Raw genomic sequence first — 25,652 nt, forward strand, 5'->3', positions numbered from 1 at the left:
ACAATTGTCTAATGTGTCTAACAGCTGAGGGGGGAGATTGTGCAAACATCATTGAAGGATGTAGCCGTTCCGTATAAAGGGAAAGTAGAAGAAGCTAGTTTTCAGTTGCCAGAATCTACATTATTAAAGGATATACCGTCATTTAGCGATCAGGCTAAGACGATTTATACAGTAAATGAAGCAAATGAAGTTGTAGGAATGATTTGTCAAAACATTCTTCCCTCTATTCTTTTGAATGAATTAAAGCGCTATCATTCGTTTCATGAAACGTTGTTAACTGCGATGAATGATGCTGTCACGATTGTGAATGATGAGAGTGAAATTTTAGCGATCAACCATCGATCGGAAGAGCTTTACCAAATTAAAAATGAAAACGTCAAAAAGAAACCACTCCAACAATATTTTGAAGAGGATGCGCTCGTTTTATGGTCGGTTTTACGAGATAAGCAACCAGTGATGAACCAATATAATCAGCCAAAGGTAGGGTTGCATGTTATTGTAAATACCGTTCCGGTTTTTTTAGGTGTGCAATGTATCGGCGGTATCTCAATTGAACGAGATATTACGGATGTCGTTAAGCTGAATGAAAAGCTATCAACGACAACGGCGAGTTTAGTTGATTTGAATGGTAAAGTAGCTGATGAGCCTTTTCAGAAAATTATTGGCAGTAGTAAACCCATTACTCAAGCTGTTGATATGGCGCGAAAAGTAGCTAAAACGGAAGCGAATCTATTAATAACAGGTGAAAGTGGTGTTGGAAAAGAGTTGTTTGCAGAGGGCGTTCATCACTCAAGTAAACGAGATCAAGAACCGTTTGTCGCAATAAATTGTGGAGCAATTCCTTCGGCTTTATTTGAAAGCGAATTATTTGGTTATGTACCTGGAGCGTTTACAGGGGCAGTAAAAGGTGGAAAAAAAGGAAAGTTAGATGTAGCGAAAGGTGGTACACTTTTTCTGGATGAAGTTGCGGAAATGCCACTCGAATTGCAAGTGAAGCTATTAAGAGTGTTACAAGAGCGAGTTTTCTATCGCGTTGGGGATCACAAACCGATTCCTCTTGATGTTCGAATTATTGCAGCAACCAATCGGAATTTAGAGGAAATGATTCGAGAAGGGCGGTTTCGTGAAGACCTTTATTATCGACTCCATGTCATTCAAATTCATGTCCCTCCATTACGAGAGCGTTTGGATGATTTGCCTGAACTCATTCAACGTTTTGCGCATGAATTTGCTGTTCGATATGAAAAAGTCGTCCCGACATTTGATCCAGAAGTGATGTATATGTTGATGAATCATCGCTGGGAAGGAAATGTGCGGCAATTAAGAAACTTAGTGGAACGGGTAGTAATTTTAACGAATGACTCGGAAGATCGTGTACATTGGTATCATCTGCCAGAGTCCTTTCAACAGCGAATTAATCATGTTTCGTCTGCTACCCATTCTAGAAACGACGAAAGAAGTGAAATCTTGGCGGCACTAGAAAAAACATTTGGAAACAAGTCGGCAGCAGCAAAAATGTTAGGCGTGTCAAGAGCAACGTTGTACAACAAGTTAAAACACTATAATCTGTAAAATCGACTGTCTAGTTAGACAGTTTTGTCTAGACAAAAAAAGACACGCTTCTCGGCGTGTCTTTTCCTGTTCATTCGTTTAGTACATTTCAGAAATGGTCTTTGCTTGCATGTGTAGAACTAAGTAGTCTGGTCCGCCTGCTTTTGAATCGGTACCTGACATTTTGAAGCCGCCGAATGGGTGGTAGCCGACGATTGCTCCTGTACAGTTTCTGTTGAAATAAAGGTTTCCAACGTGGAAATCGTATTTTGCTTGTTCAATCTTCTCACGGTTATTTGTGATGACCGCACCAGTCAAACCATATTCAGTATTATTAGCAATTGCTAACGCTTCATCATAGGAAGAGGCTTTGCTAATCGCAAGAACCGGTCCAAAGATTTCCTCTTGCATAATACGTGCTTGAGGATCAACATCAACAAACACAGTTGGGTGAATAAAGTAACCTGTAGCATCGTCGCTTTGACCACCTGCAGCAAGTTTTCCTTCTTCTTTGCCAATTTCAATGTAGTTCGTAATCTTGTCAAAAGCCGCTTGATCAATAACAGGTCCCATATAGTTATTTGTTGACTCCGCGGGGTTTCCAACAGTTAGCTCATTCGTACGCGCGACAATTTTTTCAACAACTTCATCATATACGTCTTCGTGAATGACGGCACGGGAGCCCGCTGAACATTTTTGTCCAGAGAAACCGAATGCAGACACGACAATCGCTTCAACTGCTGTCTCAATATCTGCTTCATTATCAACGACAACGGTGTCTTTTCCACCCATTTCAACAATTACACGTTTTAAATGATTTTGTTGTTTTTGGACAATCGCTGCTTTTTCATATAAACGTACACCAACATCGCGAGAACCAGTGAACGAAATTAGTGATGTTTTTGGATGTTCAATTAAGTAATCACCAATCTCGCTTCCGCTACCTGGGACGAAGTTAATGACTCCTTTTGGAATTCCTGCTTCTTCAAGCACTTCAACAAATTTCGCTGCAATAACAGGCGTTGTACTTGCTGGCTTAAGTAAAACCGTGTTTCCAGTAACGAGGGGTGCTACCGTTGTTCCTGCCATAATCGCAAAAGCAAAATTCCATGGCGAAATGACAACCGTTACGCCTGTTGGTGTATAAATGTAGTTATTTTGCTCGCCAACACGGCTGTTAACTGGCTTACCGTTAGCTAGCTCGATCATTTGGCGTGCATAATACTCGAGAAAATCGATTCCTTCCGCTGTATCGCCGTCAGCCTCTTTCCAAGGCTTCCCACCTTCTTTAACAAGCATAGCTGTAAATTCATGCTTGCGACGACGAACAATGGCTGCTGCGCGTACAAGCACATTTGCCCGTTCTTGAGGTGTGACTTTTCTCCACGATTCGAAAGCTACACTTGCTGCTTCAATTGCTTGTTCAGCATGTTCTTTTGTTGCTTTACCGGTTGTTCCGATCACTTCAGATTTATTCGAAGGGTTATAAGATGTGAGTTTGTCAGTTGTATCTACGCGCTCTCCGTTAATAAGCAGTGGGTAATGCCCACCTAATTGTGCTTCGACTTGCTCAATCGCAGCTAATAGTTCTTTTTTATTTTCTTCAACGGTGAAATCAGTAAATGGTTCATGTGTGTAAGGTTGTAACATATAAATCCTCCTCCAAAATCAGTATCACAATATTTAATGCAAGAAGTATGCCAAGTTTTTTGGATTGTGGGACAAAGGAAAAAAACGGTATACTTTTTTTAGGAAAAGGGGGAAGCTGAAGTGAAGAAAGTTGCGATTATCGGAACAGGTCGAATGGGTGAGGCGATTGCTACACACATACATTCAGGTGTTGAGTTAACGCTTTTAAATAGTGGGTCCAGGCAGGGAGAAGAGTTGGCCCAAACATTACACGCACACTATTCAACGGATTTCAGCGTCTTGAATCAAGTTGATATCATTTTTAGCTGTGTTCCTCAAGCCAATACCAGTGAAGTATTAGAAGCAGCCAGTTTGCATGCAGAGGCACAAACACTCATGATTAATTGTTCAACAAAAGCGTGGATTGCAACTGAACTAAAAAATAACTATTGTGATCTTCATTATGTTGAAGCAAAGATCATCGGTCATGCAGGTTCTATTAAAGCAGGGAAGCGAGCGTATGTTATAGCAGAGGCAGACGAAGATGTACGAGACAAGGTTACTGATATTTTTTCCCCTTTGGCAGAAGTGGTGTTTGATGATCCAGCTCTTGTCGAAGAGCTAAATAAAGTTGCAACAGAGGTAGGAATTAAAGCCGCTGTTCAATTAGATCAGCAGGTAAGAGATAAAAAACTTTCTGCACAAATCAAACAAATTTTATTAGAAAATGTTTGTGCTGGGGTGATGAGTGCTTATGCACGTGATGATTTAGGACATTTTGCAAAACAAATCGTTGAAGAAATAAAAAACAAGGAGCCTAAGGATGAAAGAGATTTATAGTAAGGTTATCCAGTATCGTGGTGATCATGAATCATTCGGTTATGAGCAAGGTGTAGAACTAAAAAATTCGATTATGACTAAAAACCGATCAAATCAGTGGAAAGTACGCAAGCAGCGCTTTTCAGTTGATATAGATGAAGCAAAAAAAGAAATTACGGCCATCTCAGCTGGCGTTTGGCGAGAGTTGCTAGGTTTACAGCAGGCATTAGAATGGTCGTTAGAAGACATTTTAAAAGAATTTGGCGGTTATCGGGTCCCATATTTACGTTCTGGTTGTTCAATCGCAACAGGAGAAGATTACTTGATTCGTAACTACGATTATCATCCAAAAACATATGAAGGACGCTACACACTTTATCAACCAAGTGATGGGGGATTAGCGGTTGCAGCGCCAAGTCAACGGATTACAGGGCGGATGGATGGCATAAATGAAGCAGGTCTCGCGATGGGCTATAATTTTATGAATCGAAAAAAACCTGGTCCTGGCTTTATTTGTTGTATGATAGGTCGCTTAATATTGGAAACGTGTGAGACGGTTGAAGATGCAGTGGCTCTTGTAAAGCGTATTCCACATCGACATTCCTTTAGTTATATTGTTTATGATCGCTCAGGAAAAACAGCGATTATTGAAGCGACACCTAGAGAAGTGGCTGTACGCTCAAGTACCCGTTGCACAAACCATTTTGAGCAATTAGTATCTGAGAATCGACATCATTTAGTTGATTCATCAAGAAGGTTAGACGTCCTTGAGCGTCATCAACAGGAGACCTTATCCGCACGACAAGCGTATCAGCTGTTCAATGATGAAGACAAGGGCCTTTTTTCAGACCTTTATGATAGCTGGGCTGGTACCATTCATACCTCTGTTTATTTTCCAAGAACGTTGCAAGCGTGGTTTACACTTGGACCGAATCAAGACCCAACGGTGATTCATTTTGGAGAGTGGTTACGTGGAAACGATCTTCCTTATCACCATCTAACCGGAATGATTCATACGGATGTACCTTTTCTACATATGGATGATCCAGCTGATTGGTTTAAGTAAAAGCAGGTGAGTGACATTGCTTCATTTAGCACATCCTACATGCGAGAAAGGGTGTGAAAAATGAAGCTTTTTATTGTTCCGTTAACCATTTTATTATTGTTGTCCGCTGTTCCATTTCAAGCGAATGCTAGTCAAGTGGAGACGGTTCGTATTTTACATACAAATGACATTCATGGAAGGATCGTCCCTGGTGAAGGGATGGGCTTTTCGAAATTAAAAACACTTATTGATCAATACTGCCAAGAAGACTGTTTATTGCTCGATGCAGGAGATACGTTTCATGGAACGCCTTTTGTACAAGCGTCAAAAGGAGCAGCAGTTGTATCGTTAATGAATGATTTACATTACGATGCTTTTGTCCCAGGAAATCACGACTTTAATTATGGCTTACAACGTTTATTAACTTTACAAAAACAAGCGCACTTTACGTTTCTAAATGGAAATATCTTTTACCAAGCTACAAAGCAGCACGTATTTGCACCTTATATGATTAAAACAGTAGCAAACAAAAGAGTGGGTGTGTTTGGATTAACAACGACGGAAGCTTTTACGAAAACTAATCCTATTTACGTGAATAAGTTGGAAATCAGCGATCCTTACGAGCAGGCGAGAGAGATGATAAAGCAATTAAAAGACGAGCAAGTTGATATCATTGTTGCTCTCGTTCATTTAGGTGTTGAAGGAAGCCCTGAGACAAGTCAGGAACTTGCAAAAAATGTTGAGGGCATTGACATTATTGTAGATGGACATAGCCACACGGCGTTAGAGAAAGGGCTCATTGCTGATCACGGGACATTGATTACGAGTACAGGAGCGCATTTACATGCTTTGGGGTTTGTGACCCTGACGTTTCCGTTACATGAATCATCTAAGATAAATGCCTCCCTGTTAAAAGATCAACCGACTCTTCAAGCGCATAGTGGAATTCAAGAAAAACTACAGACTTTACTAACAGACATAAATGATGCGGGAAAGAAGATGGTTGCTTTCACACACGCACATCTAGATGGAGAGCGAAAAAATGTACGTGCAAATGAAACCAATTTTTCACAATTTATAAGTGATGCCATGCGGGAACAAACAGAAGCGGATGCTGCACTCATTAATGGAGGAGCGATTCGTGCTTCAATCGCCAAAGGGCGGATTACCCAAGGAGATCTACAGTCTGCTCTTCCTTTTGACGGACATATTGTAACCGTTAATGTAACAGGTAAACAGCTAAAACAGATGATTCAATTTGGTGTCAATGAGTATCCAGCTGAGAGTGGGAAATTTCCACATATTAGTGGGATGTCGGCCACGTTTCACTGGCATGAAACAACACCTAGATTGTCATCATTACTCATAAATAATAAAGCAGTGGACGATTCTAGCTATTATACGTTAGCAACGACTGACTTCATTACTAATGGTGGGGATGGTTATCCGAAGATGCAGGCGGGAGTACGACATAAACATGTGAGAGACTTAGTCGTTGATCACTTCAAAAAACATCAGCCTTCTGCACACAAAAAAAGTCGTTTACTCGGTCTAGAAACATAAATAAAGGGGAATAGAACGAACAAAAGACAGGATTAGATCCACGAATGCAGGAGGAAACATAAGAATGACAAAAAAGACAAAGATTACCTTATGGAGTGTTGGAGGAGCGGTTGTCCTCATCGGTGGTGCTCTCGTGGCAGCAAGCTATTATTTATTTGATATGGCCGTTGCAAGAGATACGAATAACTTTGACATTTACGCAGGCGAAGAAGAAGAGGAAGAAGCGGAAGATGAATTTGAAAATATCGCTGAATTAATGGAGCGTGGGGAAGAGTGGCTTTCCACTCAAGATGCTGAATTATTGGAGCAAGTAACAGATGACGGGTTAACGCTATACGGACGATACATTGCGAATGAAGAGCAAACGGGAAAAGTAGCTTTACTTTTACATGGCTACCGAGGCGAAAGTGATCAAATGGGATTAGCTGGAGCGATGTATTATGAAGAGGGCTACGATTTATTTTTGCCAGACGCACGTGCCCATGGTGAAAGCGAAGGGAAGTATATCGGTTTTGGGTGGCCAGAACGAATCGATCAATTAAACTGGCTTAATAAACTTATCGAAGAAAAAGGTGCGGACCAGATCGTTATTCATGGTGAATCAATGGGTGCAGCAACAGCTCTCATGACAGCAGGTGAAGATGCTTTGCCACAACAGGTCAAGGCTGTCATTGCGGATAGTCCGTATTCTTCTGTAGATGAAGAACTGTCGCATCAAATGGAACAATTGTTTAATATACCAAGCTTTCCTTTACTCCAGATGGGGAGCGCAATAACGAATATTGCTGCCGGCTACACATTTGGAGAGGCATCAGCTTCAAAGCAAGTAGAGAGTGGGACGCCACCGTTATTTTTCATTCATGGACAGGAAGATGAGCTTGTACCAACGCATATGTCACATGATTTATATGAAAAAGCGTCAACAGACTTAAAAGAAATCTGGATTGTAGAAGGTGCTGATCATGTTGGGGCGAAATTCGCAGAACCAGAAGACTATGAGGAAAGAGTTTGGTCGTTCATTAATCAGCATGTTGAATAAGCCACACACACATCGATTGGCGATAAACGTCAATCGATTTTTATTTATTATTCTTGTACGATCTTTTCATATGCTATTGACGTGATTGGTAAATTCGGTAAAATAAGAATGGAGTTAGCACTCGAGGTAGTGGAGTGCTAAAAAGGTGGATATTGAGAAGGAGTGTACAAAATGGAAAAGAAACAATTTCAAGCAGAATCGAAACGTTTGCTCGAGATGATGGTCAATTCAATTTACTCTCAAAAAGAAATTTTCTTACGTGAACTGATTTCAAATGCAAGTGATGCCATTGATAAAATGTACTATCGCTCGCTTACAGATGAAAGTCTAGCATTTGAGCAGGACAAGTATGCGGTTTATATTGAAGCAGATAAAGAAGCGAGAACGTTGACGCTCCACGATACAGGCATTGGAATGACGAAAGAAGAGCTTGAAGCGAATTTAGGCACGATCGCTAAAAGTGGTTCACTCGCATTCAAAAAAGAGAACGAAATTAAAGACGGTCATGACATTATTGGTCAGTTCGGTGTCGGGTTCTATGCGGCATTCATGGTTGCTGATCGAGTCGCTGTCGTTAGTCGCTCAGTTGATAGTGAGCAAGCATACTTGTGGCAATCAGACGGGACAGACGGTTATACCATTGAACCTTCCGAAAAAGAAGAGGTTGGAACTTCTATTACGCTTTACTTAAAAGAAAATAGGGAAGAAGAATCGTTTGATGAGTATTTAGAAGAATATCGCCTGAAGCAAATTATTAAGAAGTACTCTGATTTTATTCGCTATCCAATTAAAATGACTGTGACTGTAAGCAAGCCGCAGGAAGACAATGAAGAAGAGTACACGGAGTTTGAAGAAGAACAAACAATTAACAGCATGATTCCCATTTGGCGTAAAAATAAAAGCGAACTAACTGATGAAGATTATGTTCAGTTTTATCAAGACAAGCGCTATGGGTTTGACAAGCCGCTTGAGCACATTCATGTTGCTGTTGATGGGGCAGTTCGCTACAATGCGATTCTATTTATTCCTGAGAACACACCGTTTGACTACTATTCAAAGGAATTTGAAAAAGGGCTAGAACTTTATGCGAACGGCGTCTTAATTATGGAGAAGAGCGCTGAGCTCGTGCCAGATTATTTTAGTTTTGTTAAAGGGATGGTTGATTCAGAGGACTTATCACTTAACATTTCTCGTGAGATGCTCCAGCATGATCGTCAGCTTCAGTTGATTGCAAAAAATATCAAGTCTAAAATCAAGAGCCAGTTGAAAACAATGCTTAAAAAAGACCCTGAGAAATATGACACGTTCTATAAAGCATTTGGTCGTCAGCTGAAATTTGGTGTTTATAATGATTTTGGTGCAAATAAGGATGACTTGCAAGACTTACTCATGTTCCATTCATCCACTGAGAAAAAGCTTGTCTCTCTAGCAGATTATGTATCTCGTATGAAAGAAGACCAGACGCAAATATATTATGCAACAGGGGACTCAGTTGAGCGAATTGCAAAACTACCACAAACGGAAATGGTAGCGGATAAAGGGTACGAAATTCTTTACTTCACGGAAGATGTTGATGAGTTCGCGATCAAAATGTTACGTGAATACGATGGGAAAGAGTTCGTTTCCGTTTCAAGCGCTGATTTAAAAATGGATGAAGATGAGAAAGAGCAAGAGGAAACAAGTCAAGAAGATACGGATATGTTTAGCAAGATGAAAGACATTCTAGCAGGGAAAGTGAAAGACGTTCGTACTTCTAAACGTTTAAAAACACACCCGGTCTTTTTGGCAGCAGATGGTGAAATTACGATCGAGATGGAAAAAGTACTCCAAGCGATGCCGGATAATCAGCACGTGAAAGCAGAGAAAGTGTTGGAATTAAACGGCAACCATGACGTCTTTGCTTCTCTTAAGCATGCATATGGTCAAGATGAAGAAAAATTTGCGCTTTACACGAATCTCTTATATAGTCAGGCGTTACTAATTGAAGGTCTTCCATTAGAAGATCCTGTTGAGTTTACAAAAGATATGTGTAAGGTAATGGTTTAAAAGTATGAAAGAAAGAGGATCACCTTGGTGGTCCTCTTTTTTATGCAGGAAAAATGAGGACAAATTGCGAAAGGAGTATAGAGAGGTTTATTTGGAAAGGGGTACGCATAATGTCTATTTCACTAAATAACAAAGCGTTTCATCAGTCTCCATATGAAACGTATAAAGAAATTCGAAGTCATGACGAATTTGCCAAAGTAAAGCTGGTAAGTGGGTTAGCAGATTCATGGGTTGCTTTTTCCTATGAAGCGGCTGAAGCTGTACTGAAAGACAATCGGTTTGTAAAAAATCCAAGAAATGTTTTCCCTGATCTACATGAGTCAGAACTATTACCTATTTCTTATAGTATGCTGTTTGTGGACCCTCCTGATCATAAACGGTTACGGGGGCTTGTGCAGCGGGCATTTACACCTAAAATGATTCAACGTTTACAAACTCGCATTGAGAAGATTGCACAGGAGCAAGTCGAAGAAATAAAGGGCAAAGATCGAGTGGATTTAATCGCTCATTATGCGTTTCCAATCCCAATCATAGTCATTTGTGAATTGCTCGGTGTGCCGGCAGAAGATCGTCTAGATTTTCAAAGATGGTCAAATACAATGGTTGAGTTAAATGAAGACCCGGCGTTTTCACAGCAAGTTCAAGAACAAATGATTGAGTTTCAGCAGTATATCGAGCAGTTATTAGTTGAGAAACGAAGACAGCCTGAAGAGGATCTGCTGTCTGAACTCATTCGTGCTGAAGAAGATGGGGAGCGTCTTTCTATTCAAGAGTTGTATGGGGCAATCATGCTAATGATTGTTGCTGGTCATGAAACGACGGTTAATTTAATTGCCAACGGTATGCTCGCATTGTTTACAAATCCTGAGCAAATGACGAAGTTAAAAGGAGATCTCACTTTAATTGACGGAGCGATCGAAGAAATTTTGCGCTATAACGGTCCAGTGGAATTTAGCACAGATCGCTATGCGAGTGAATCGTTCACGTTTATGGGAAAACAACTGCAAAAAGGGGATCACGTCCTTGTCTCACTTGCTTCAGCAGATCATGATTCAGCGGTATTTACAGAACCTGAATCATTCGACATCACACGCGAAAAAAGTCCACATCTTGCTTTTGGAAAAGGCATTCACTATTGTTTAGGTGCGCCTCTCGCACGATTAGAAGGGAAAATTGCGATTCAAACATTGCTGCAAGCTTTTCCAAACATGTCGCTAGATGCATCTTTATCGGACTTGGAATGGCGACAGAGCTTTGTCATTCGGGGATTAAAGGAACTCCCGGTTAAAGTTCTGTAATCGTTGGTTTACGAAAATGAAACAAGGCAACCGCTATCAAGCAGTTGCCGTTGTTCCAAATGGCTTTAGTCATTCACTCAATGACGTCTGTATGAAAACAACGTTTCATATGATCCATCATCGTTTCCCCAAGGTCTGTAAAAGTAGCGGTTCCTTGTTTATAGGTTACGGTATGGAACCCTTCAGCATCAGCACCGGAAACGGTAGAAAATACACAGATGTCAGTAGCGACTCCAACAACATGAACGGTGCGAACATTGGCATCTCTTAAGGTTTCACCTAAATGTGTCTGGAAGAAGGCGTTATAATTTGTTTTCGGACAATCTATGACTTTTTTATTCTGTTTGTTTGCTTGATACCAGTCGTAAAGCTCACCGTACAATTGTTGTCCTTTCGTTCCAATCACATTGTGCGGTGGCCACAATTCAAAATGTGAATCATTAGGCATATGCGCATCCATTGCCACGATGACGTACTTTTCTTCTTTTAAAAAGGTATCTGCTAAATCCCTAATATAAGGGACAATCGTTTGCCCTGCTGTCCCCACTGTTAATGATCCTTCATCAGCGATAAAATCATTGCTCATATCGACAATGATTAATGCCTCTTCTTGCATCGTCATCAACTCCTTAACATCTCTAATTTAACGGTTCAAGGCATAAGCCAAAACTATTCGTAGACGTGTAACCCATATGTTCGTTAAAGAAACAATAACCCAATCGAGATGGGAATAAACGACCAAATTAATAAGATTAAGCAAAAACCCATGATATCTCGGACTTTTAATCCTGCAATCGCTAAAACGGGTAGTGCCCAGAATGGTTGAATCATATTTGTCCAAGCATCTCCCCATGCGACAGCCATCGCAACGCGGGCTGTATCGGCGCCTAGTTCAATTGCAGCAGGAATCATAATTGGGCCTTGAACCGCCCATTGTCCACCGCCGGAGGGGACGAAAAAATTAATGATACCGGCACTGATGAACGTTAAAAATGGAAGGGTTTGTTCAGTGGAGATTTCCACAAACCATAGGGCAATTTGATCAGATAGGCCAGAAGCAACCATCATGCCCATTATTCCGGCATAAAAAGGAAACTGAATAATGATGCCGCCTGCATTTTTCACTCCTTCTGTCACCGAATTGAGCAAGCGTCTAGGTGTTCGGTGAAACAAAATGCCGAGAAATAGCATTGTGAAATTGACGATATTGATTGTTAAGTCGAGACCATTATTTATAAAGTGAGTTACAACAAATAGTAGTCCAGCACCGCCAATAAGCAATGAAAGCAGTGAACTATTTTCCAACCGTTCTGCAGGTGTTAATGTAGCATCTTTCGTAACCGCAAGTTCATCTTGTGGTTCAGTTTCTAGAAAAAGGGGATCTATGTACGTTTTTTGTTTAATCGATTTTAACGAAAGATAGTTGATGATTGGTAAAGTAGCAATAAGTGTACTAACGATAAACAGATTATAGGGTGTTAAGAGGGTTTGTGTAACAGGAATAACCCCTAAGGAATCAATTAAAAAATGGTCGGTACTGGCAATGGTTAGTGGAATCGATGCCGATAAACCACCATGCCACACAAGAAATCCACTATACGCAGCTGCAATTAGAATGCGATAGTCAACAGTCGGCACACGCTGGACTACATGTTTGGCAAAAAGTGCGCCAATTACGAGACCGAAACCGTAATTAATAAGACAGGCAATTGAAGCAACGAGAGTAACGAGAATGACAGCTTGACCAGGGGTATGAGCGAGTAAAGCGAGTCGCTTCATTAGTGTTGCCATTACCTTTGTACTTGCGAGAATATAACCAGTCACAACAATCAAGGTCATTTGCATCGTGAATGCAAGTAAATCCCAAAATCCGCCTCCCCAATATTGAACCATTTCCATTGGACTGCTGCTAGTCAAGCCAATGCCTAGTATGAACACAATAATGGTTAATAGAATAGCAAAAATAAATGCATCTGGTAAATAACGTTGGACAATCCGGTCAAAAAAACGAATGATCGCTCCGAACACAGCATAACCACCTCTCTAATTTTCATCAAAATGTATACGCTTTCTTATACGTTATAGTAATCTTTCTGAAGAGTCAATGAATGGATCGCAATCCAAAAAAAGCCCCTCTCAAAAGGTTGAGAGGGGGTGTTGGTTATAGACGATTGATAGGAAGACTAGCGTACTGTGCTAGGTACTTTGTTGAAGCAACGATCATAAATCCAGACGTAATCTTTTTTCGTTAAGTCACGAGGGTTTCCGATTGTTTGTGGATCTTTTAATGCTTCTTCAGCCCAGCGATCAACTTTGCTTGGATCAACACCTTGTGCTTCAAGTGTTGGGACTTCTAGTTCTTCTACAAGATCATACATGTACTGAACCGCTGCTTTTGCAGCTTCTTCAGTTGTCATGTTCGCTGTGTTAATGCCGAATGCTTGAGCAATACGAGCAAAACGTCCTGGGGCGCCTTTCCAGTTAAATTCCATGACTGGGCCCATCATCGCCGCTACACATTGACCGTGAGCGACCGGGACAATCCCACCTAATGACTGACTCATGGCGTGAGCAGCACCAGCAGACTCGCTTCCATAAGATAAGCCCGCAAGCATCGCAGCTTGAGACATGCCGTAACGCGCTTCTAAGTCATCGCCATCGGAAAACGCGCGACGAATGTACGTAGCAGCATACTCGATTGCAAGAAGAGCAACCGCATCTGTTACAGGTTGTGCATACTTCATTGTATAACACTCTACAGCGTGAGCAATGGCATCAATGCCTGTCATTGCTGTTACGTGTGGAGGCATGGACGTATGCAATTCTGGGTCAATAATTGTTAAGTGCGCTGCAATTAATGGTCCGCCAGTATTAAACTTGTATTCTCTCTTTTCATCTGTAATAACGGCCCACTGTGTCACTTCAGAACCAGTTCCTGCAGTTGTAGGAATGGTAGCTAGAGTAGGGATACGGTTCTCTAATGGTTTTTTACCATCAGCTGCTTCATAATCAAGAACAGAACCTTCGTGAGATACTTCAACGCCAATCGCTTTTGCCGTATCCATGGAAGATCCTCCACCAACAGCGACAAGCCCATCACAATCATTCTCTAGATAAAAGGCAGAGCCACGGGCAATTAGTTTTGTCGGCGGGTTTGGTTCTACTTCATTAAAGAGAACAACTTCCACGCCTGATTCTTTTAAACTCTCTTCAACAGGTTTTGTAACGCCAGCTTTGTAGATTCCTGGGTCTGTCACGAGAAGGACTTTCTTGGAACCATACGCCTTCATTTCTTCTCCAAGGTTTTTAATCGCACCAATCCCGTGTTTGATTGCAGTTGGTACCTCAAATGTGTGATAGCCTAACATTGATTCTACTTTCATATGCATACTCATGAAAATCGCTCCTTTTTTTTGTGTTTATCATTCATTAAGACTGAAACCAGTTAACTGGTTGCGGGTTTTTATTGCGGAATACATGCTTCACTTCTGTATACTCTTCTAATCCAATTTTTCCTAATTCACGACCAAAACCTGATTGTTTATACCCGCCCCAAGGAGCTTGGGCAAAGTAAGGATGGAAATCGTTAATCCATACAGTTCCCATGCGTAGCTTGCTTGCCACATCTTCGGCCTTATCAATATCGGAAGAAAAGACAGCGCCAGCTAATCCGTAAATTGTATCGTTTGCTTTTGCAATCGCATCCTCTTTAGAAGAGAATGTTTCGACGGTTAACACTGGACCAAATACTTCTTCTTGCACAATGCGCATTTCATCTGTGCAGTTTGTGAAGATGGTCGGTTCTAAGAAAAAGCCATTTTGTAGTTCTTCGTGTTCAGGACGTTTCCCACCTACAGCGAGTGTAGCGCCTTCATCTAAACCAATTTGGATATAGTTTTCCACTTTATCACGGTGCTCTGCTGAGATAAGCGGACCAGATTCAGTTGTTTCATCAAAGCCGTTTCCTAATTTAATTCGTTTCGCACGAGCAACTAATTTTTCAACAAATACAGCGTGAATGGATTCTTCTACAAGTAATCTTGAACCGGCGGAACATACTTGTCCAGCATGGAAGAACACCGCATTTAGTGCTTGATCAACAGCTGTTTCAAAATCTGCATCCGCAAACACGATATTTGGGTTTTTTCCACCTAGCTCTAACGCAATTTTCTTGACGTTGCCGCTTGCTACTTGCATGATCTTTTTACCTGTTTCAATTCCGCCCGTAAATGATACTAAATCAACATCATGACTTTCTGCTAATTCAGAGCCAACTTCAGCTCCTGTACCTAATACAAGGTTGACAACACCCTCTGGGAAACCTACTTCTTCAAAAAATTCAAAGACTTTTGCTGTTGTAAGTGGCGTAATTTCACTCGGTTTAATCACGAGCGTATTGCCAGCCGCTAAAGCTGGAGCTAATTTCCAAGCTGCTTGTAGTAAAGGATAATTCCAAGGTGTAATTTGTGCACAAACCCCTATAGGTTCGCGAACGACTTTACTAGTAGAGTCTGGGATGGGGCTTTCAATCACTTCGCCGCCATCTTTATCTGCTAGACCTGCAAAGTAGAAAAACACATTGGCGATATCATCCATATCCCCAAGGCTTTCCTCAAGTGTCTTACCAGTATCTAGCGTTTCTAAGCGAGCAAGCTCCTCGCGCTCATCTTTAATTTTTTGACCAACGAGGCGAACCATTTCGCCTCGTTCACTTGCTGGCATTTGCGACCAGTTTCCTTCGTCAAACGCTTTTCTAGCTGCTTTAACTGCCCAAGCTGCATCTGCTTTTGATCCTTCTGCTGCTGTGGCAATCTCTTCTTGATTAAAAGGATTAATAATGGATCGAGTTTGCTGTTGTTCTGCATCAATCCATTTACCGTTTATAAACATTTGAATATGCATGAAACATAACCGCCTTTCATTTTGTTTAAAATATATTAAACGATTAATACAAAATACACTTTACCATCCGCTTTTTTTGTTGTCAAAGAAAAAGGTAAGTGAAGACAAAAAAACGCTTATCAACAAGAAGTTGATAAGCGCAGTAGTCTTTTAGGAATGATCTTTTTTATATTTTTCAATGAGTTCCGTAGCTAAGTTGCCAGTTCGGAATTGGGTGACGAGTAAATCCAAAAATTCATAGTACGCAATTGAGGAGTGGATTTTTTCCAACGTAAAAGCAGCTTCATTTCGAATTTCTTCAGGGTAGTCCTGATTTTCAACAACGGCTTCATAATGTGGAACCGCTTCTTTTATCGCACCCATATTCACATCACGCTCTCGTTCCCAGCGCCGTGTGAAAAAGGAAGTAAAGAAGTTAAAGAAATCTTGTTCAGCTTCATATAGATCTTTCCGTTCTCCTTTTCGATACACACGATGGATAATATTTTCCTCTAATAGCTTTCGGACGCCTATGCTCATACTACCCTTACTCATGCCTAGCTCATCTCGAAGTTCATTTAAATTCATGGGTTCATCACTTAAATACAATGTCGCGTATAGTTGTCCAATCGAACGGTTCACTCCGTATATATCCATTGTGTCAGCAATGCTGTCTTTTATAATTGCGTGAATGCGATCAAGATCATCTCGAGCTTGTTCCTTATCCATGCACATGTCTCCTTCGTTATGAATTGATACAACGAGCAAATCACTCATTTTTTTGTGTAAGCGTTTTTTGTTTGACAGATTAATTTGCTATGTTACGATTATATCTAATTCATTTAATTCATTCTAAACAAATTTTACAAAAAGAAACGGAGAGATGCAAGTTGAAAAAGAAATTATGGCCAATCGTAGCTATTGTACCATTTACTTTAGCGGCATGTGGAGATAATAATGGTGAGTCTGAATCGAATAAAGAAATCGAATTAACGTATGTGGCGTGGGACTCAGAACTTGCATCAAACTATGTTTTAAAAGAAGCATTTGAGCAGGCGGGGTATGATGTTACGTTAACAGTAGTTGAACAAGCCATTATGTGGCAAAGTGTCGCAGACGGAAGTGTCGATGGACATGTTGCTGGCTGGCTACCAGATGATATGCGTGCTGATTATGAACGCTATCAAGAAGATATTGTTGATTTAGGCCCGAATCTAGAAGGCGCGCAAACAGGTCTAGCTGTTCCCACTTATATGGATATAACAAGTATTGATGAGTTAAGCACAGATGTTGTTTCAGAAATTACAGGCATTGATGCTGGAGCTGGTGTAGCCATTGCAACGGAAGAAGCAATTGAAGCCTATGGTTTGGATTTAGAGCAGACGCTTAGTACGGATGCGTTTATGACGCAACAGCTTAGTGACGCATATGGAGATGAAGAGCCTATTGTCGTTACAGCTTGGGAACCGCATTGGAAATTCAATTCGTATGAGTTACGTTTCTTAGAAGATCCACAGGGAATCTATGCAGAAGACGGTGAAATTCGTACGATTGTTCGTGAAGGATTAGAAGAGGATGACCCAGTTGCTTTTCGTATTTTAGATCAATTTTACTGGACCGCTGATGATATGAATGAAGTCATGCTCTATATTGCTGAAGAAGGCATGGAGGCAGAAGAAGCGGCTCAGCTATGGGTTGAAGATAATCAAGACGTGGTAGATGAATGGTTAGAAGGCGTGGAATAAAGCTGACCAAGCGTATGCAAAAAAAGCATGCGCTTTTTATGTGCGCAAAAAATCTCTTGCCAAAGGAAAAAAACTCCTGTATATTGTAAGTGCTTACATAAGGTCATCAGATGACCTTATGATATAATGGATGAGTAAGAGGAGGAAAGAACATGGATACAGGTTGGCTTTCTTTGATTGCACTTACGCCAATTCTATCTGTTCTATTATTTTTAGTTCTTTTGAAGTGGCCCGCTAAAAGGGCAATGCCACTCGCGTTTATGATTACCGTTCTCGTAGCTTTCTTTGTTTGGCAAGTACCAAAAAATCAAATAGCCGCAGCTAGTATGAATGGTGTAGTGACAGCTTTAGAAGTATTATTTATTGTTTTTGGTGCTGTATTAATGCTAAATACGTTACGCGAAAGTGGTGCGATTCACACAATCCGACAAGGGTTTATGAATATTTCCCCAGATCGTCGTATACAAGCCATTGTCATCTGTTGGTTATTCGGCTCATTCATTGAAGGTGCTTCGGGGTGGGGAACGCCCGCTGCCATTCTTGCCCCTTTACTTGTTGCAGTTGGCTTTCCAGCGATGGCGGCAGTGATGGTTGCATTGATTATTCAATCGACACCTGTTTCATTTGGTGCGGTTGGAACACCGATATTGGTCGGTGTAGGGAACGGCTTATCAGGTCAATCGAATGTGGAAGAAACAGCTTCTTCATTGGGGATGTCTTTTACTACATATATTCAATCGATTGGTGGTCAAGTGGCCATTTTTCATGGAATTATCGGACTGTTCATCCCGCTTATGCTGGTGATGATGCTGACATTGTTTTTCGGTGAGAAAAAATCAATTCGATCTGGACTGCAAGTATGGAAATTTGCTCTCTTTGCAGGTGTAGCGTTTACGGTTCCTTATGCGCTTGTTGCAAACTTGTTAGGGCCGGAATTCCCGGCATTATTTGGTGGATTAATTGGGTTAGCGATTGTCATTCCAGCAGCAAAGAAAGGCTGGTTTATGCCAAAAGAAACATGGGATTTCGCTAATACGTCAAAGTGGGACCCGGAATGGACAGGGAAATTAACAGCAGATCGATTGGTTCAACCGACGATTTCCCCTTTAAAAGCATGGTTACCGTATGTCGTAATTGGCTTTTTACTTGTACTTACAAGAATGGATTTGTTTCCATTCGGAGATTGGTTAAAACAAGTATCGATCCAAGTGAACCAATTGTTTGGAACAGATATCTCTTTGGAGAGTACGCCACTCTTCTTACCTGGCTTCATTATGATCTGTGTATCTCTAATGAGTATCTTTTTATATCAAATGAATAAAACACAATATCAATCAGCTCTATCACAATCAACAAAAATGATTATTAGTGCTGCACCTGCTTTGTTGTTCTCAGTACCACTTGTACAAGTATTTATTAACTCAGATGTAAATGCACTTGGGTATGAAAGCATGCCATTGCTGCTCGCGACAACCGTTTCATCTCTAACTGGTGAAAATTGGCCACTTATCGCGCCAGCAATTGGGGCGCTTGGTGCGTTTGTAGCTGGAAGCAATACGATTAGTAATATGATGTTTTCGCTGTTTCAATTTGGCACAGCAGAAAACGTAGGCATTACACCTGGAACAGTTGTGGCTTTACAAGCTGTCGGTGGTGCTGCAGGGAATATGATTTGTGTACATAACGTTGTTGCTGCATCTGCCGCGGCAGGAATTGTTGGGAAAGAAGGCGTATTAATCCGTAAAGTCATGATTCCACTTATGTATTATTTAATTTTTGCAGGTGGACTAGGATATGTGGCGATTCATGGATTTGGCTTTAATAGTGGAACGTTTATCGTGCTTGCTGTGCTCCTGACATTCACTATATTAATTTTAAAATTTGGTCAAAGCAAAGGGCAGCTAACGTATACGAAAGAAAACAAAAAGAGTTCGAACATGTAGGAGAGGATGTTTATGAAAGTCTCATTATTCGTGACGTGTCTGGCGGATGTGTTTTATCCAGGTGTTGGAAAAGACACGGTTGAAGTACTTGAACGACTTGGGTGTGAGGTTGATTTTCCAGAGGCACAGACGTGTTGCGGACAACCAGCGTTTAATAGTGGCTATCACGAAGATACAAAAAAAGCGGCAAAACATACGATTGAAACATTTGCACATTCCGATTATGTTGTGCTTCCGTCAGGATCATGCGCTGCGATGGTGCATGAATATGAAGGGTTGTTCCATGATGAGCCCGATTGGCAACAAAAAGCACACGCTTTGTCTGAAAAAACGTATGAGTTTACACAGTTTCTTGTGCGTGTGTTGAATGTCAAAAACGTAGGAGCATGCTACCAAGGAAAAGCAACGTACCATACCTCTTGTCATATGACACGCTTGTTAAAAGAAAAAGAAGCACCGATGGCGTTACTTGAAGAGGTCGACGGACTGGAATTAAAAGAATTACCAAACAAAGAAACGTGCTGTGGGTTTGGTGGAACGTTTTCTGTAAAGATGCCGACAATATCAGAGCAAATGGTAGAAGAAAAAACGCGACACATCGAAGGAACAGAAGCAGACGTCTTAATTGGCGCAGACTGCGGCTGTCTTATGAATATTGGTGGGCGAATCGAACGCAATGGTCAACAAATAAAAGTAAAGCATATCGCACAAATTTTAAATAGCAAGGAGTGACGAGCATGGGGATTAAAATTGGAGATCCGGCGTTTTCCAAGCGAGTCGAAGAAGGATTAGGGAATTCATTTATGCGTCAAGCTGTCACAGGGGCGCAAGAACGGTTGAAAACATCAAAATCAAAGGCTGAGGAAGAGCTTGGAGATTGGGAAGAATGGCGTAATCTATCGGAAGAGATTCGAACACATACTCTCGAAAACATTGATTATTACTTGCATCAATTAAGTGAAAACGTGACGAAACACGGAGGGCATGTCTTTTTTGCGCAAACCGCTGAAGAAGCCAATGCGTATATTAAACAAGTGGCACAAGACAAGCAAGCAAAGAAAGTCGTAAAATCAAAGTCAATGGTGACCGAAGAGATTAGTATGAACGATGCGCTAGAAAGCATTGGCTGTGATGTTGTCGAGACCGATCTTGGGGAATACATTTTACAAATCGATGATCATGACCCACCCTCTCACATTGTTGCACCGGCATTGCACAAGAATAAAGAACAAATTCGGGATACCTTTAAGGAAAAAAAGGGCTATACGAAAACAGAAAATCCGCAGGAACTGACGTTATTTGCCCGCGAGCAGTTACGAAAAGAATTTCTTTCTGCTGATCTTGGTATTACAGGCTGTAATTTTGCGGTTGCAGAATCGGGAAGTGTTTCACTTGTAACGAATGAAGGAAATGCACGACTGGCAACAGCATTGCCCAAAACACAAATTACGGTGATGGGGATGGAGCGTGTTGTTCCGACGTGGGAAGAACTCGATATTTTAGTGAGCATGTTGTGCCGGAGTGCGGTAGGGCAAAAATTAACTAGTTATGTCACAGGTTTAACAGGAATCCGCGAAGAGGGAGATATTGATGGACCAGAAGAATTCCACCTTGTCATTGTCGACAACGGCCGGTCGAAAATTCTAGGTACAGAGTTCCAGGCTGCGCTTCACTGCATTCGTTGTGCGGCATGTATTAACGTTTGCCCAATTTATCGCCACGTTGGTGGTCATTCATATGGATCAATTTATCCAGGACCAATCGGCGCAGTGTTGACACCATTGTTGGAAGGCTACGATGATCATAAAGATTTACCTTATGCCTCTAGTCTTTGCGCAGCTTGTACAGACGCGTGTCCTGTTAAAATTCCGTTGCATGAAATGTTGATTCAGCATCGACGTATTATTGCAGAGGAAAAACGAACGCCGAAAACAGAAGCACTTGCGATGAAAGGGTTTGGCGTTGGCGTAAGCTCACCAACTTTGTATAAAATGGGAACAAAAATGGCGCCAATGATGATGTTCCCCTTTGTTAAAGATGGGGCGATCGTAAAAGGACCAGGCCCTTTAAAAGGTTGGACAGACGTTCGTGATATGCCAGCCCCATCAAAAGAGCGGTTCAGAGATTGGTACGCAACACGCAATAAAGGAGGGGGTCAAGCATGATTCAGCATCGTGATTCCTTTTTAGATCATGTGGCAGCTCAACTTGGACGACCACGGAAAACAGAGGGTGTGGTCCGTCCAACATACAAGCACGCTCCACAAAAAAATGTAATGGCTTCCTACTCGCAAGATGAACTTGTAGCTGTTTTAAAAGACCAATGTCTTACGATTCATACTGATTTTAAAGAGACATCAATGAGTGAATTAGGGCATGCCATTCAAGAAGTGATGGAAGAATATGCTGCTTCGTCGGTGATGACGTGGGAAGATCCTCGGTTTCAAGAGTATGGGTTAAGCGATTTTATTAATCAGCCACATGTGAATGTTTGGGAAACCCATGAGGAAAATCGATCCATCGAGCTTGCTGAACAAGCAGATGTAGGGATTACGTTTAGTGATTGTACATTAGCGGAATCAGGAACAGTCACACTTTTAAGTGGAAAAGGAAAAGGGCGATCGGTTTCGTTACTTCCTCGTTATTACATCGCAATCATTCCGAAAAGTAGTTTAGTGCCGAGGATGACGCAAGCCACACAACAAATTCACGAGATGTCCCAACAAGGTAGGGTTCCTTCGTGTATTAATTTCATTTCAGGACCAAGTAATAGTGCGGATATTGAAATGAGTCTCGTCGTTGGCGTGCATGGTCCCTTGAGAGCGTGTTACATTTTAGTAGATGATAAATAAGGCTGGTGCACATGCACTAGCTTTTCTTCTGTATGCTATACTAGCAATAGATGAAGCAAATGAGGTGTCTTCAGTTGGCATTTAAACAAGTGAAAACAAAGAAAATCTCTGAAGTCATTCGGGATCAGCTAGAAGAAATGATTCGCAGTGGTGCACTTCAACCAGGTGAAAAACTAGATTCTGTTGAGAAACTCTCAGCAAGCTTTGAAGTCAGCCGCTCTGCCGTTCGAGAAGCACTCAGTGCCCTTCGTGCGGTTGGGCTTGTAACGATTCGACAAGGTGAAGGAACGTTTGTAAATAAATATGATTTCTCCAGTATGGTTGACCCAGTAGGTAAGCGGAGAATCTTATCTAATAAAGAAAAACTAGAGCTTTTTCAAGTCCGTAAAATCATTGAAGTGGGTGCAGCTTCCCTAGCGGCTGAATCAAGAACGTTCGAACAATTGCAGCATATAAAGGACGCCTTGGATCGGATGGAAATAGCTGAAGAAGGTTTAGACTTAGGGGAAAAAGCGGATGTTGATTTCCATCTGGCGATTGCCGCCGCTGCTAGGAATGACATTCTTTTTGATATGATGACGAAGCTGTCGGATACGTTTTCATTAACCATGTATGAAAGCAGGAAGAAAAGCTTATTTAGTGAAGTTCAATCATTAAAACGGCTACATCACGAGCATGAACAGATTTATAAAGCGATAAAAGCGAAAGACGCAAGTGCTGCAAATAAAGCCATGATGGATCACCTTGTAAAAGTGGAGCAAATCTTGCTTCACGATGATAGAAAATCTTAATATGAAGGCGTAGTGTTCACAATTGTGTGAGACTGCGCCTTATTTTGCAAAAGAGAGAAGAATGGAGCGACACAATGGAGTGGAGAGTGAAAACATTTCAAGATTTATCAGCAAGTGAATTATACGCCATTATACATGCACGAGTAGAAGTATTTGTAGTGGAACAACAAAGCATGTATCAGGATTTAGATGGATATGATGTGCATGCAACGCACTTGTTTTTACAAGATGAAGACGGTTCAATTCAAGCGTACGCGCGAATGCTTGAAAGTGGAATCATCTATGAACAAGCGACCATTGGAAGAATTTTAACGAGGGATAAAGGGAGAGGCAGAGGATTAGGTCATTTGATTATGCGTCGTGCCATGGCGTTTTTGCAGGAAGAAAAAGGAGAGACCGCAATTCGATTACAAGCCGAATATTATATTCGCGGCTTATATGAACAGTATGGCTTCGTTCAAGTTTCGGATATTTTTGTAGAAGATGGAATTAAACATATTTATATGGATTTATGTGAGTAACACAAGTAAGAAGAAAGAGCGTGTTCTGACTGCAATAGACCAGGAGTGCCTGCGGAACAAAAGGATCAATTGTTCCGCCACGGCAAGCTCCCGCCATTTGAATACATTTTAACAAGAAATAATAACAGGTAGTAATCGTCAATTAAACGAATGATCGCATAAATCTTGTTTGTACCATTCGTCTTACTAATTGGCGACGACTCCAACGGGAACAGCACGTGTCCGAAGACAATGAAGCGTTCTTTGCGGAATGGCTGAGGCCGTGCCCGTGGAAAGCGTTCGCCAATTCAGCTAAATCGTTTGTCTCTTTGAAATAATCTCGAGGAATGACATTCATTCATTTATTTTTAAAATTGGATTTCTCGTAAAAGGCGCTCGTTAGTCAAAAACGTTTCCTTTATTGTCTACATAAATGTGCTCAATAACCGTTCGTTCAAAAGGTGTACCGTCTTCCGCTACACCTTCATAATCAGTCGTAATGGTTTGTGAAGCGTTTTTCGTAGCTGGTAGCTGGAATGAATGAACAGAATCTACTGATTGATTCTCAACTTGTAGCTGGTCATTTACATGAATCGAATACATGACATCGCTCGGATCTGCATCAAAAGCTTGTGCGACATCGTCTTCGGTTTGAAAGTCTGTTGATAATCCACCTTCAATTGTAGCAATTGCTATGAATCCACCATCAGTAGCGCTGTCCATTTCTAATGTCCACGTCCCGCTTTCAGGTTGATCAAGCTCAATAAAATGACTATAGGCACCTGCGAACATACTTTGCGCGTGCTCTTTTTCAGTTGCTTGAATGGGGGTTTCTACTCCGTTAGGTGAGACAAGCTGCATAGCAGGCATTTCTTCATGAGCTAAAACAGAAAACGTGACTTTATCAATTTCCTCTTCCAGTTGAAAAGATTGAACCGTTTCTCCTGCTAGTTCCCCACCGCGTACAATCATCCCTGTATCGCTAGCTGATGAATCAGCTTTTTCTATGTCATTCGCTAGTCTTGGCTGTAAATAATGAAAGACACGATGTCCTTCTGCAATAGCATAATGATCAAGGGATAAAGAAGCAAATTCATTTGCATAAGATAGTCTTGAGCTATCTACAGTAACGGCTCCATCATTCGTTCCATACCCACTTAAGTAGAGACCACCAAAATAAAGGGACGTCCCAAATGATCCCCAAGACCGTCCAGATAATGTTTGGAATGGAACGGAATTCGCTGAGACTAATTGATCGGTTTGACTACGAAAATGGGCCATTGTTCCCGTACGGAGGGAATCGGTTCCTGGTGAACGCATGCCAATAATTCCAGCAAGCCATCCAGCCCAATTGCTATAAGCTAAGTTTGCTAACTGACTTCCATGATGGGGTGTGCCGAGCGTAAATACTTCTTCTACATACTGTTCCGCATTGTAATGGAGCAGCGCTGTTTGTGTATCTACACCGCCTTTACTATGTCCAACAATCACAATTTTTTCACCAAAATAGTTATACATTTCTTTTAATTTGTTTGCTAACATTTCACCATTGTCCCAGTAAGACTGATCAGGATATAAATTGATAAAAGCGGTAGGGTGACCGGCATCTTGTGCTTGTTTGTACATATCATTTGGCTCAAACCACGTTGATGCAGATCCCGTTAGACCGTGGACAAATAAAATTGGACTACCCGTTTTCACTTGAGGGGCATCGCCAATATACCATGTACCTGGAGGGGCGGATGGATCAGGTTTTCCTTTACTAAACCCATATGATAGATTAGGTTGAATAAAGAACATGATGAGAATTAGTGTTAAACTTAGCATACTTAATTTTTTTATCAATAGACTCACCTCTTTTTCAAGATTTACTAAAAGGTATGCGTAAAGAGACTTGACATGTCTGATTTTCTTACAATGCATTCCTTCAGCGTAGCAAAGAATTTTATGC

At 41.2% G+C, this 25,652-nt stretch carries 21 protein-coding genes; 14 read left to right on the forward strand and 7 right to left on the reverse strand.

What is annotated here, in order from left to right:
* Window positions 1-39: 39 nt before the first annotated feature.
* Complete coding sequence (locus ABC361_RS05330; RefSeq protein WP_413073031.1) at window positions 40-1,572, forward strand: sigma-54 interaction domain-containing protein; 1,533 nt, start codon at window positions 40-42, stop codon at window positions 1,570-1,572.
* Between the two features lie 78 nt (window positions 1,573-1,650).
* Here ABC361_RS05330 and pruA read toward each other — a convergent pair whose 3' ends face one another.
* Window positions 1,651-3,201: an L-glutamate gamma-semialdehyde dehydrogenase gene (pruA, locus tag ABC361_RS05335; RefSeq protein WP_413073032.1), complete on the reverse strand. Its 1,551-nt coding sequence runs from the start codon at window positions 3,199-3,201 to the stop codon at window positions 1,651-1,653.
* Window positions 3,202-3,321: 120 nt separating this feature from the next.
* Here pruA and ABC361_RS05340 point away from each other — a divergent pair, with 120 nt between their 5' ends.
* From ABC361_RS05340 to ABC361_RS05365, 6 genes are all read left to right on the forward strand, one after another.
* Window positions 3,322-4,020 (forward strand): NAD(P)-binding domain-containing protein, encoded by a 699-nt coding sequence (locus ABC361_RS05340; RefSeq protein ID WP_413073033.1) that lies wholly within the window; start codon window positions 3,322-3,324, stop codon window positions 4,018-4,020.
* Window positions 4,004-5,065, forward strand: a complete 1,062-nt coding sequence (locus ABC361_RS05345; protein ID WP_413073034.1) for a C45 family autoproteolytic acyltransferase/hydrolase — start codon at window positions 4,004-4,006, stop codon at window positions 5,063-5,065. The genes ABC361_RS05340 and ABC361_RS05345 overlap by 17 nt, the downstream gene beginning before the upstream one ends.
* 60 nt (window positions 5,066-5,125) lie before the next feature.
* Complete coding sequence (locus ABC361_RS05350; RefSeq protein WP_413073035.1) at window positions 5,126-6,607, forward strand: bifunctional metallophosphatase/5'-nucleotidase; 1,482 nt, start codon at window positions 5,126-5,128, stop codon at window positions 6,605-6,607.
* Between the two features lie 64 nt (window positions 6,608-6,671).
* Window positions 6,672-7,646: an alpha/beta hydrolase gene (locus tag ABC361_RS05355; RefSeq protein WP_413073036.1), complete on the forward strand. Its 975-nt coding sequence runs from the start codon at window positions 6,672-6,674 to the stop codon at window positions 7,644-7,646.
* 171 nt (window positions 7,647-7,817) lie between these two features.
* Window positions 7,818-9,692 carry a molecular chaperone HtpG gene (htpG, locus tag ABC361_RS05360; RefSeq protein WP_413073037.1) on the forward strand — a complete coding sequence of 625 codons (1,875 nt, stop codon included), beginning with the start codon at window positions 7,818-7,820 and terminating at the stop codon, window positions 9,690-9,692.
* Window positions 9,693-9,802: 110 nt separating this feature from the next.
* A complete protein-coding gene (locus tag ABC361_RS05365) occupies window positions 9,803-10,990 on the forward strand; it encodes a cytochrome P450 family protein (RefSeq protein WP_413073038.1) in 1,188 nt (395 codons plus the stop codon).
* Window positions 10,991-11,063: 73 nt separating this feature from the next.
* Here ABC361_RS05365 and ABC361_RS05370 read toward each other — a convergent pair whose 3' ends face one another.
* The 5 genes from ABC361_RS05370 to ABC361_RS05390 all read right to left on the reverse strand — a co-directional run bounded on the left by ABC361_RS05370 (window position 11,064) and on the right by ABC361_RS05390 (window position 16,600).
* Window positions 11,064-11,606, reverse strand: a complete 543-nt coding sequence (locus ABC361_RS05370) for a cysteine hydrolase family protein (RefSeq protein ID WP_413073039.1) — start codon at window positions 11,604-11,606, stop codon at window positions 11,064-11,066.
* Between the two features lie 83 nt (window positions 11,607-11,689).
* Window positions 11,690-13,018, reverse strand: a complete 1,329-nt coding sequence (locus ABC361_RS05375) for a short-chain fatty acid transporter (RefSeq protein ID WP_413073040.1) — start codon at window positions 13,016-13,018, stop codon at window positions 11,690-11,692.
* 155 nt (window positions 13,019-13,173) lie between these two features.
* Window positions 13,174-14,385, reverse strand: a complete 1,212-nt coding sequence (gene gbsB / locus ABC361_RS05380; RefSeq protein WP_413073041.1) for a choline dehydrogenase — start codon at window positions 14,383-14,385, stop codon at window positions 13,174-13,176.
* A 34-nt stretch (window positions 14,386-14,419) separates the two neighbouring features.
* Complete coding sequence (gene betB, locus ABC361_RS05385; protein WP_413073042.1) at window positions 14,420-15,892, reverse strand: betaine-aldehyde dehydrogenase; 1,473 nt, start codon at window positions 15,890-15,892, stop codon at window positions 14,420-14,422.
* Window positions 15,893-16,042: 150 nt separating this feature from the next.
* Window positions 16,043-16,600: a GbsR/MarR family transcriptional regulator gene (locus tag ABC361_RS05390; RefSeq protein WP_413073043.1), complete on the reverse strand. Its 558-nt coding sequence runs from the start codon at window positions 16,598-16,600 to the stop codon at window positions 16,043-16,045.
* A 161-nt stretch (window positions 16,601-16,761) separates the two neighbouring features.
* Between ABC361_RS05390 and ABC361_RS05395 the strand changes: the two genes are divergently transcribed.
* From ABC361_RS05395 to ABC361_RS05425, 7 genes are all read left to right on the forward strand, one after another.
* Window positions 16,762-17,616 (forward strand): glycine betaine ABC transporter substrate-binding protein, encoded by an 855-nt coding sequence (locus tag ABC361_RS05395; RefSeq protein WP_413073044.1) that lies wholly within the window; start codon window positions 16,762-16,764, stop codon window positions 17,614-17,616.
* Between the two features lie 152 nt (window positions 17,617-17,768).
* Entirely contained in the window at window positions 17,769-19,559 is a 1,791-nt protein-coding gene (locus tag ABC361_RS05400; protein WP_413073045.1) for an L-lactate permease, read from the forward strand.
* Between the two features lie 12 nt (window positions 19,560-19,571).
* Complete coding sequence (locus ABC361_RS05405) at window positions 19,572-20,291, forward strand: (Fe-S)-binding protein (RefSeq protein ID WP_413073046.1); 720 nt, start codon at window positions 19,572-19,574, stop codon at window positions 20,289-20,291.
* Between the two features lie 5 nt (window positions 20,292-20,296).
* The gene (locus ABC361_RS05410) at window positions 20,297-21,724 is read left to right on the forward strand and encodes a LutB/LldF family L-lactate oxidation iron-sulfur protein (protein ID WP_413073047.1); all 1,428 of its coding nucleotides are present in this window, start codon (window positions 20,297-20,299) and stop codon (window positions 21,722-21,724) included.
* Window positions 21,721-22,410, forward strand: a complete 690-nt coding sequence (locus ABC361_RS05415) for a LutC/YkgG family protein (protein ID WP_413073048.1) — start codon at window positions 21,721-21,723, stop codon at window positions 22,408-22,410. Before ABC361_RS05410 ends, ABC361_RS05415 begins: the two co-directional genes overlap by 4 nt.
* Window positions 22,411-22,484: 74 nt before the next feature.
* Entirely contained in the window at window positions 22,485-23,201 is a 717-nt protein-coding gene (locus tag ABC361_RS05420) for a FadR/GntR family transcriptional regulator (RefSeq protein WP_413073049.1), read from the forward strand.
* An 86-nt stretch (window positions 23,202-23,287) separates the two neighbouring features.
* Window positions 23,288-23,722 (forward strand): GNAT family N-acetyltransferase, encoded by a 435-nt coding sequence (locus tag ABC361_RS05425; RefSeq protein ID WP_413073050.1) that lies wholly within the window; start codon window positions 23,288-23,290, stop codon window positions 23,720-23,722.
* Window positions 23,723-24,100: 378 nt separating this feature from the next.
* Here the strand turns inward: ABC361_RS05425 and ABC361_RS05430 are convergent, their stop codons facing one another.
* Window positions 24,101-25,546: an esterase/lipase family protein gene (locus tag ABC361_RS05430; RefSeq protein WP_413073051.1), complete on the reverse strand. Its 1,446-nt coding sequence runs from the start codon at window positions 25,544-25,546 to the stop codon at window positions 24,101-24,103.
* Window positions 25,547-25,652: the final 106 nt, after the last annotated feature.

It is taken from the genome of Shouchella phoenicis (assembly GCF_047238345.1).
Lineage (GTDB): Bacteria > Bacillota > Bacilli > Bacillales > Bacillaceae_D > Shouchella.

Coding starts and splice junctions, on each gene's coding strand:
- pruA (WP_413073032.1), bottom strand. CDS start 3,201: ATGTTACAACCTTACACACATGAACCATTTACTGATTTCACCGTTGAA.
- ABC361_RS05345 (WP_413073034.1), top strand. CDS start 4,004: ATGAAAGAGATTTATAGTAAGGTTATCCAGTATCGTGGTGATCATGAA.
- ABC361_RS05350 (WP_413073035.1), top strand. CDS start 5,126: ATGAAGCTTTTTATTGTTCCGTTAACCATTTTATTATTGTTGTCCGCT.
- ABC361_RS05355 (WP_413073036.1), top strand. CDS start 6,672: ATGACAAAAAAGACAAAGATTACCTTATGGAGTGTTGGAGGAGCGGTT.
- htpG (WP_413073037.1), top strand. CDS start 7,818: ATGGAAAAGAAACAATTTCAAGCAGAATCGAAACGTTTGCTCGAGATG.
- ABC361_RS05365 (WP_413073038.1), top strand. CDS start 9,803: ATGTCTATTTCACTAAATAACAAAGCGTTTCATCAGTCTCCATATGAA.
- ABC361_RS05370 (WP_413073039.1), bottom strand. CDS start 11,606: ATGCAAGAAGAGGCATTAATCATTGTCGATATGAGCAATGATTTTATC.
- gbsB (WP_413073041.1), bottom strand. CDS start 14,385: ATGAGTATGCATATGAAAGTAGAATCAATGTTAGGCTATCACACATTT.
- betB (WP_413073042.1), bottom strand. CDS start 15,892: ATGCATATTCAAATGTTTATAAACGGTAAATGGATTGATGCAGAACAA.
- ABC361_RS05390 (WP_413073043.1), bottom strand. CDS start 16,600: ATGGATAAGGAACAAGCTCGAGATGATCTTGATCGCATTCACGCAATT.
- ABC361_RS05400 (WP_413073045.1), top strand. CDS start 17,769: ATGGATACAGGTTGGCTTTCTTTGATTGCACTTACGCCAATTCTATCT.
- ABC361_RS05405 (WP_413073046.1), top strand. CDS start 19,572: ATGAAAGTCTCATTATTCGTGACGTGTCTGGCGGATGTGTTTTATCCA.
- ABC361_RS05410 (WP_413073047.1), top strand. CDS start 20,297: ATGGGGATTAAAATTGGAGATCCGGCGTTTTCCAAGCGAGTCGAAGAA.
- ABC361_RS05415 (WP_413073048.1), top strand. CDS start 21,721: ATGATTCAGCATCGTGATTCCTTTTTAGATCATGTGGCAGCTCAACTT.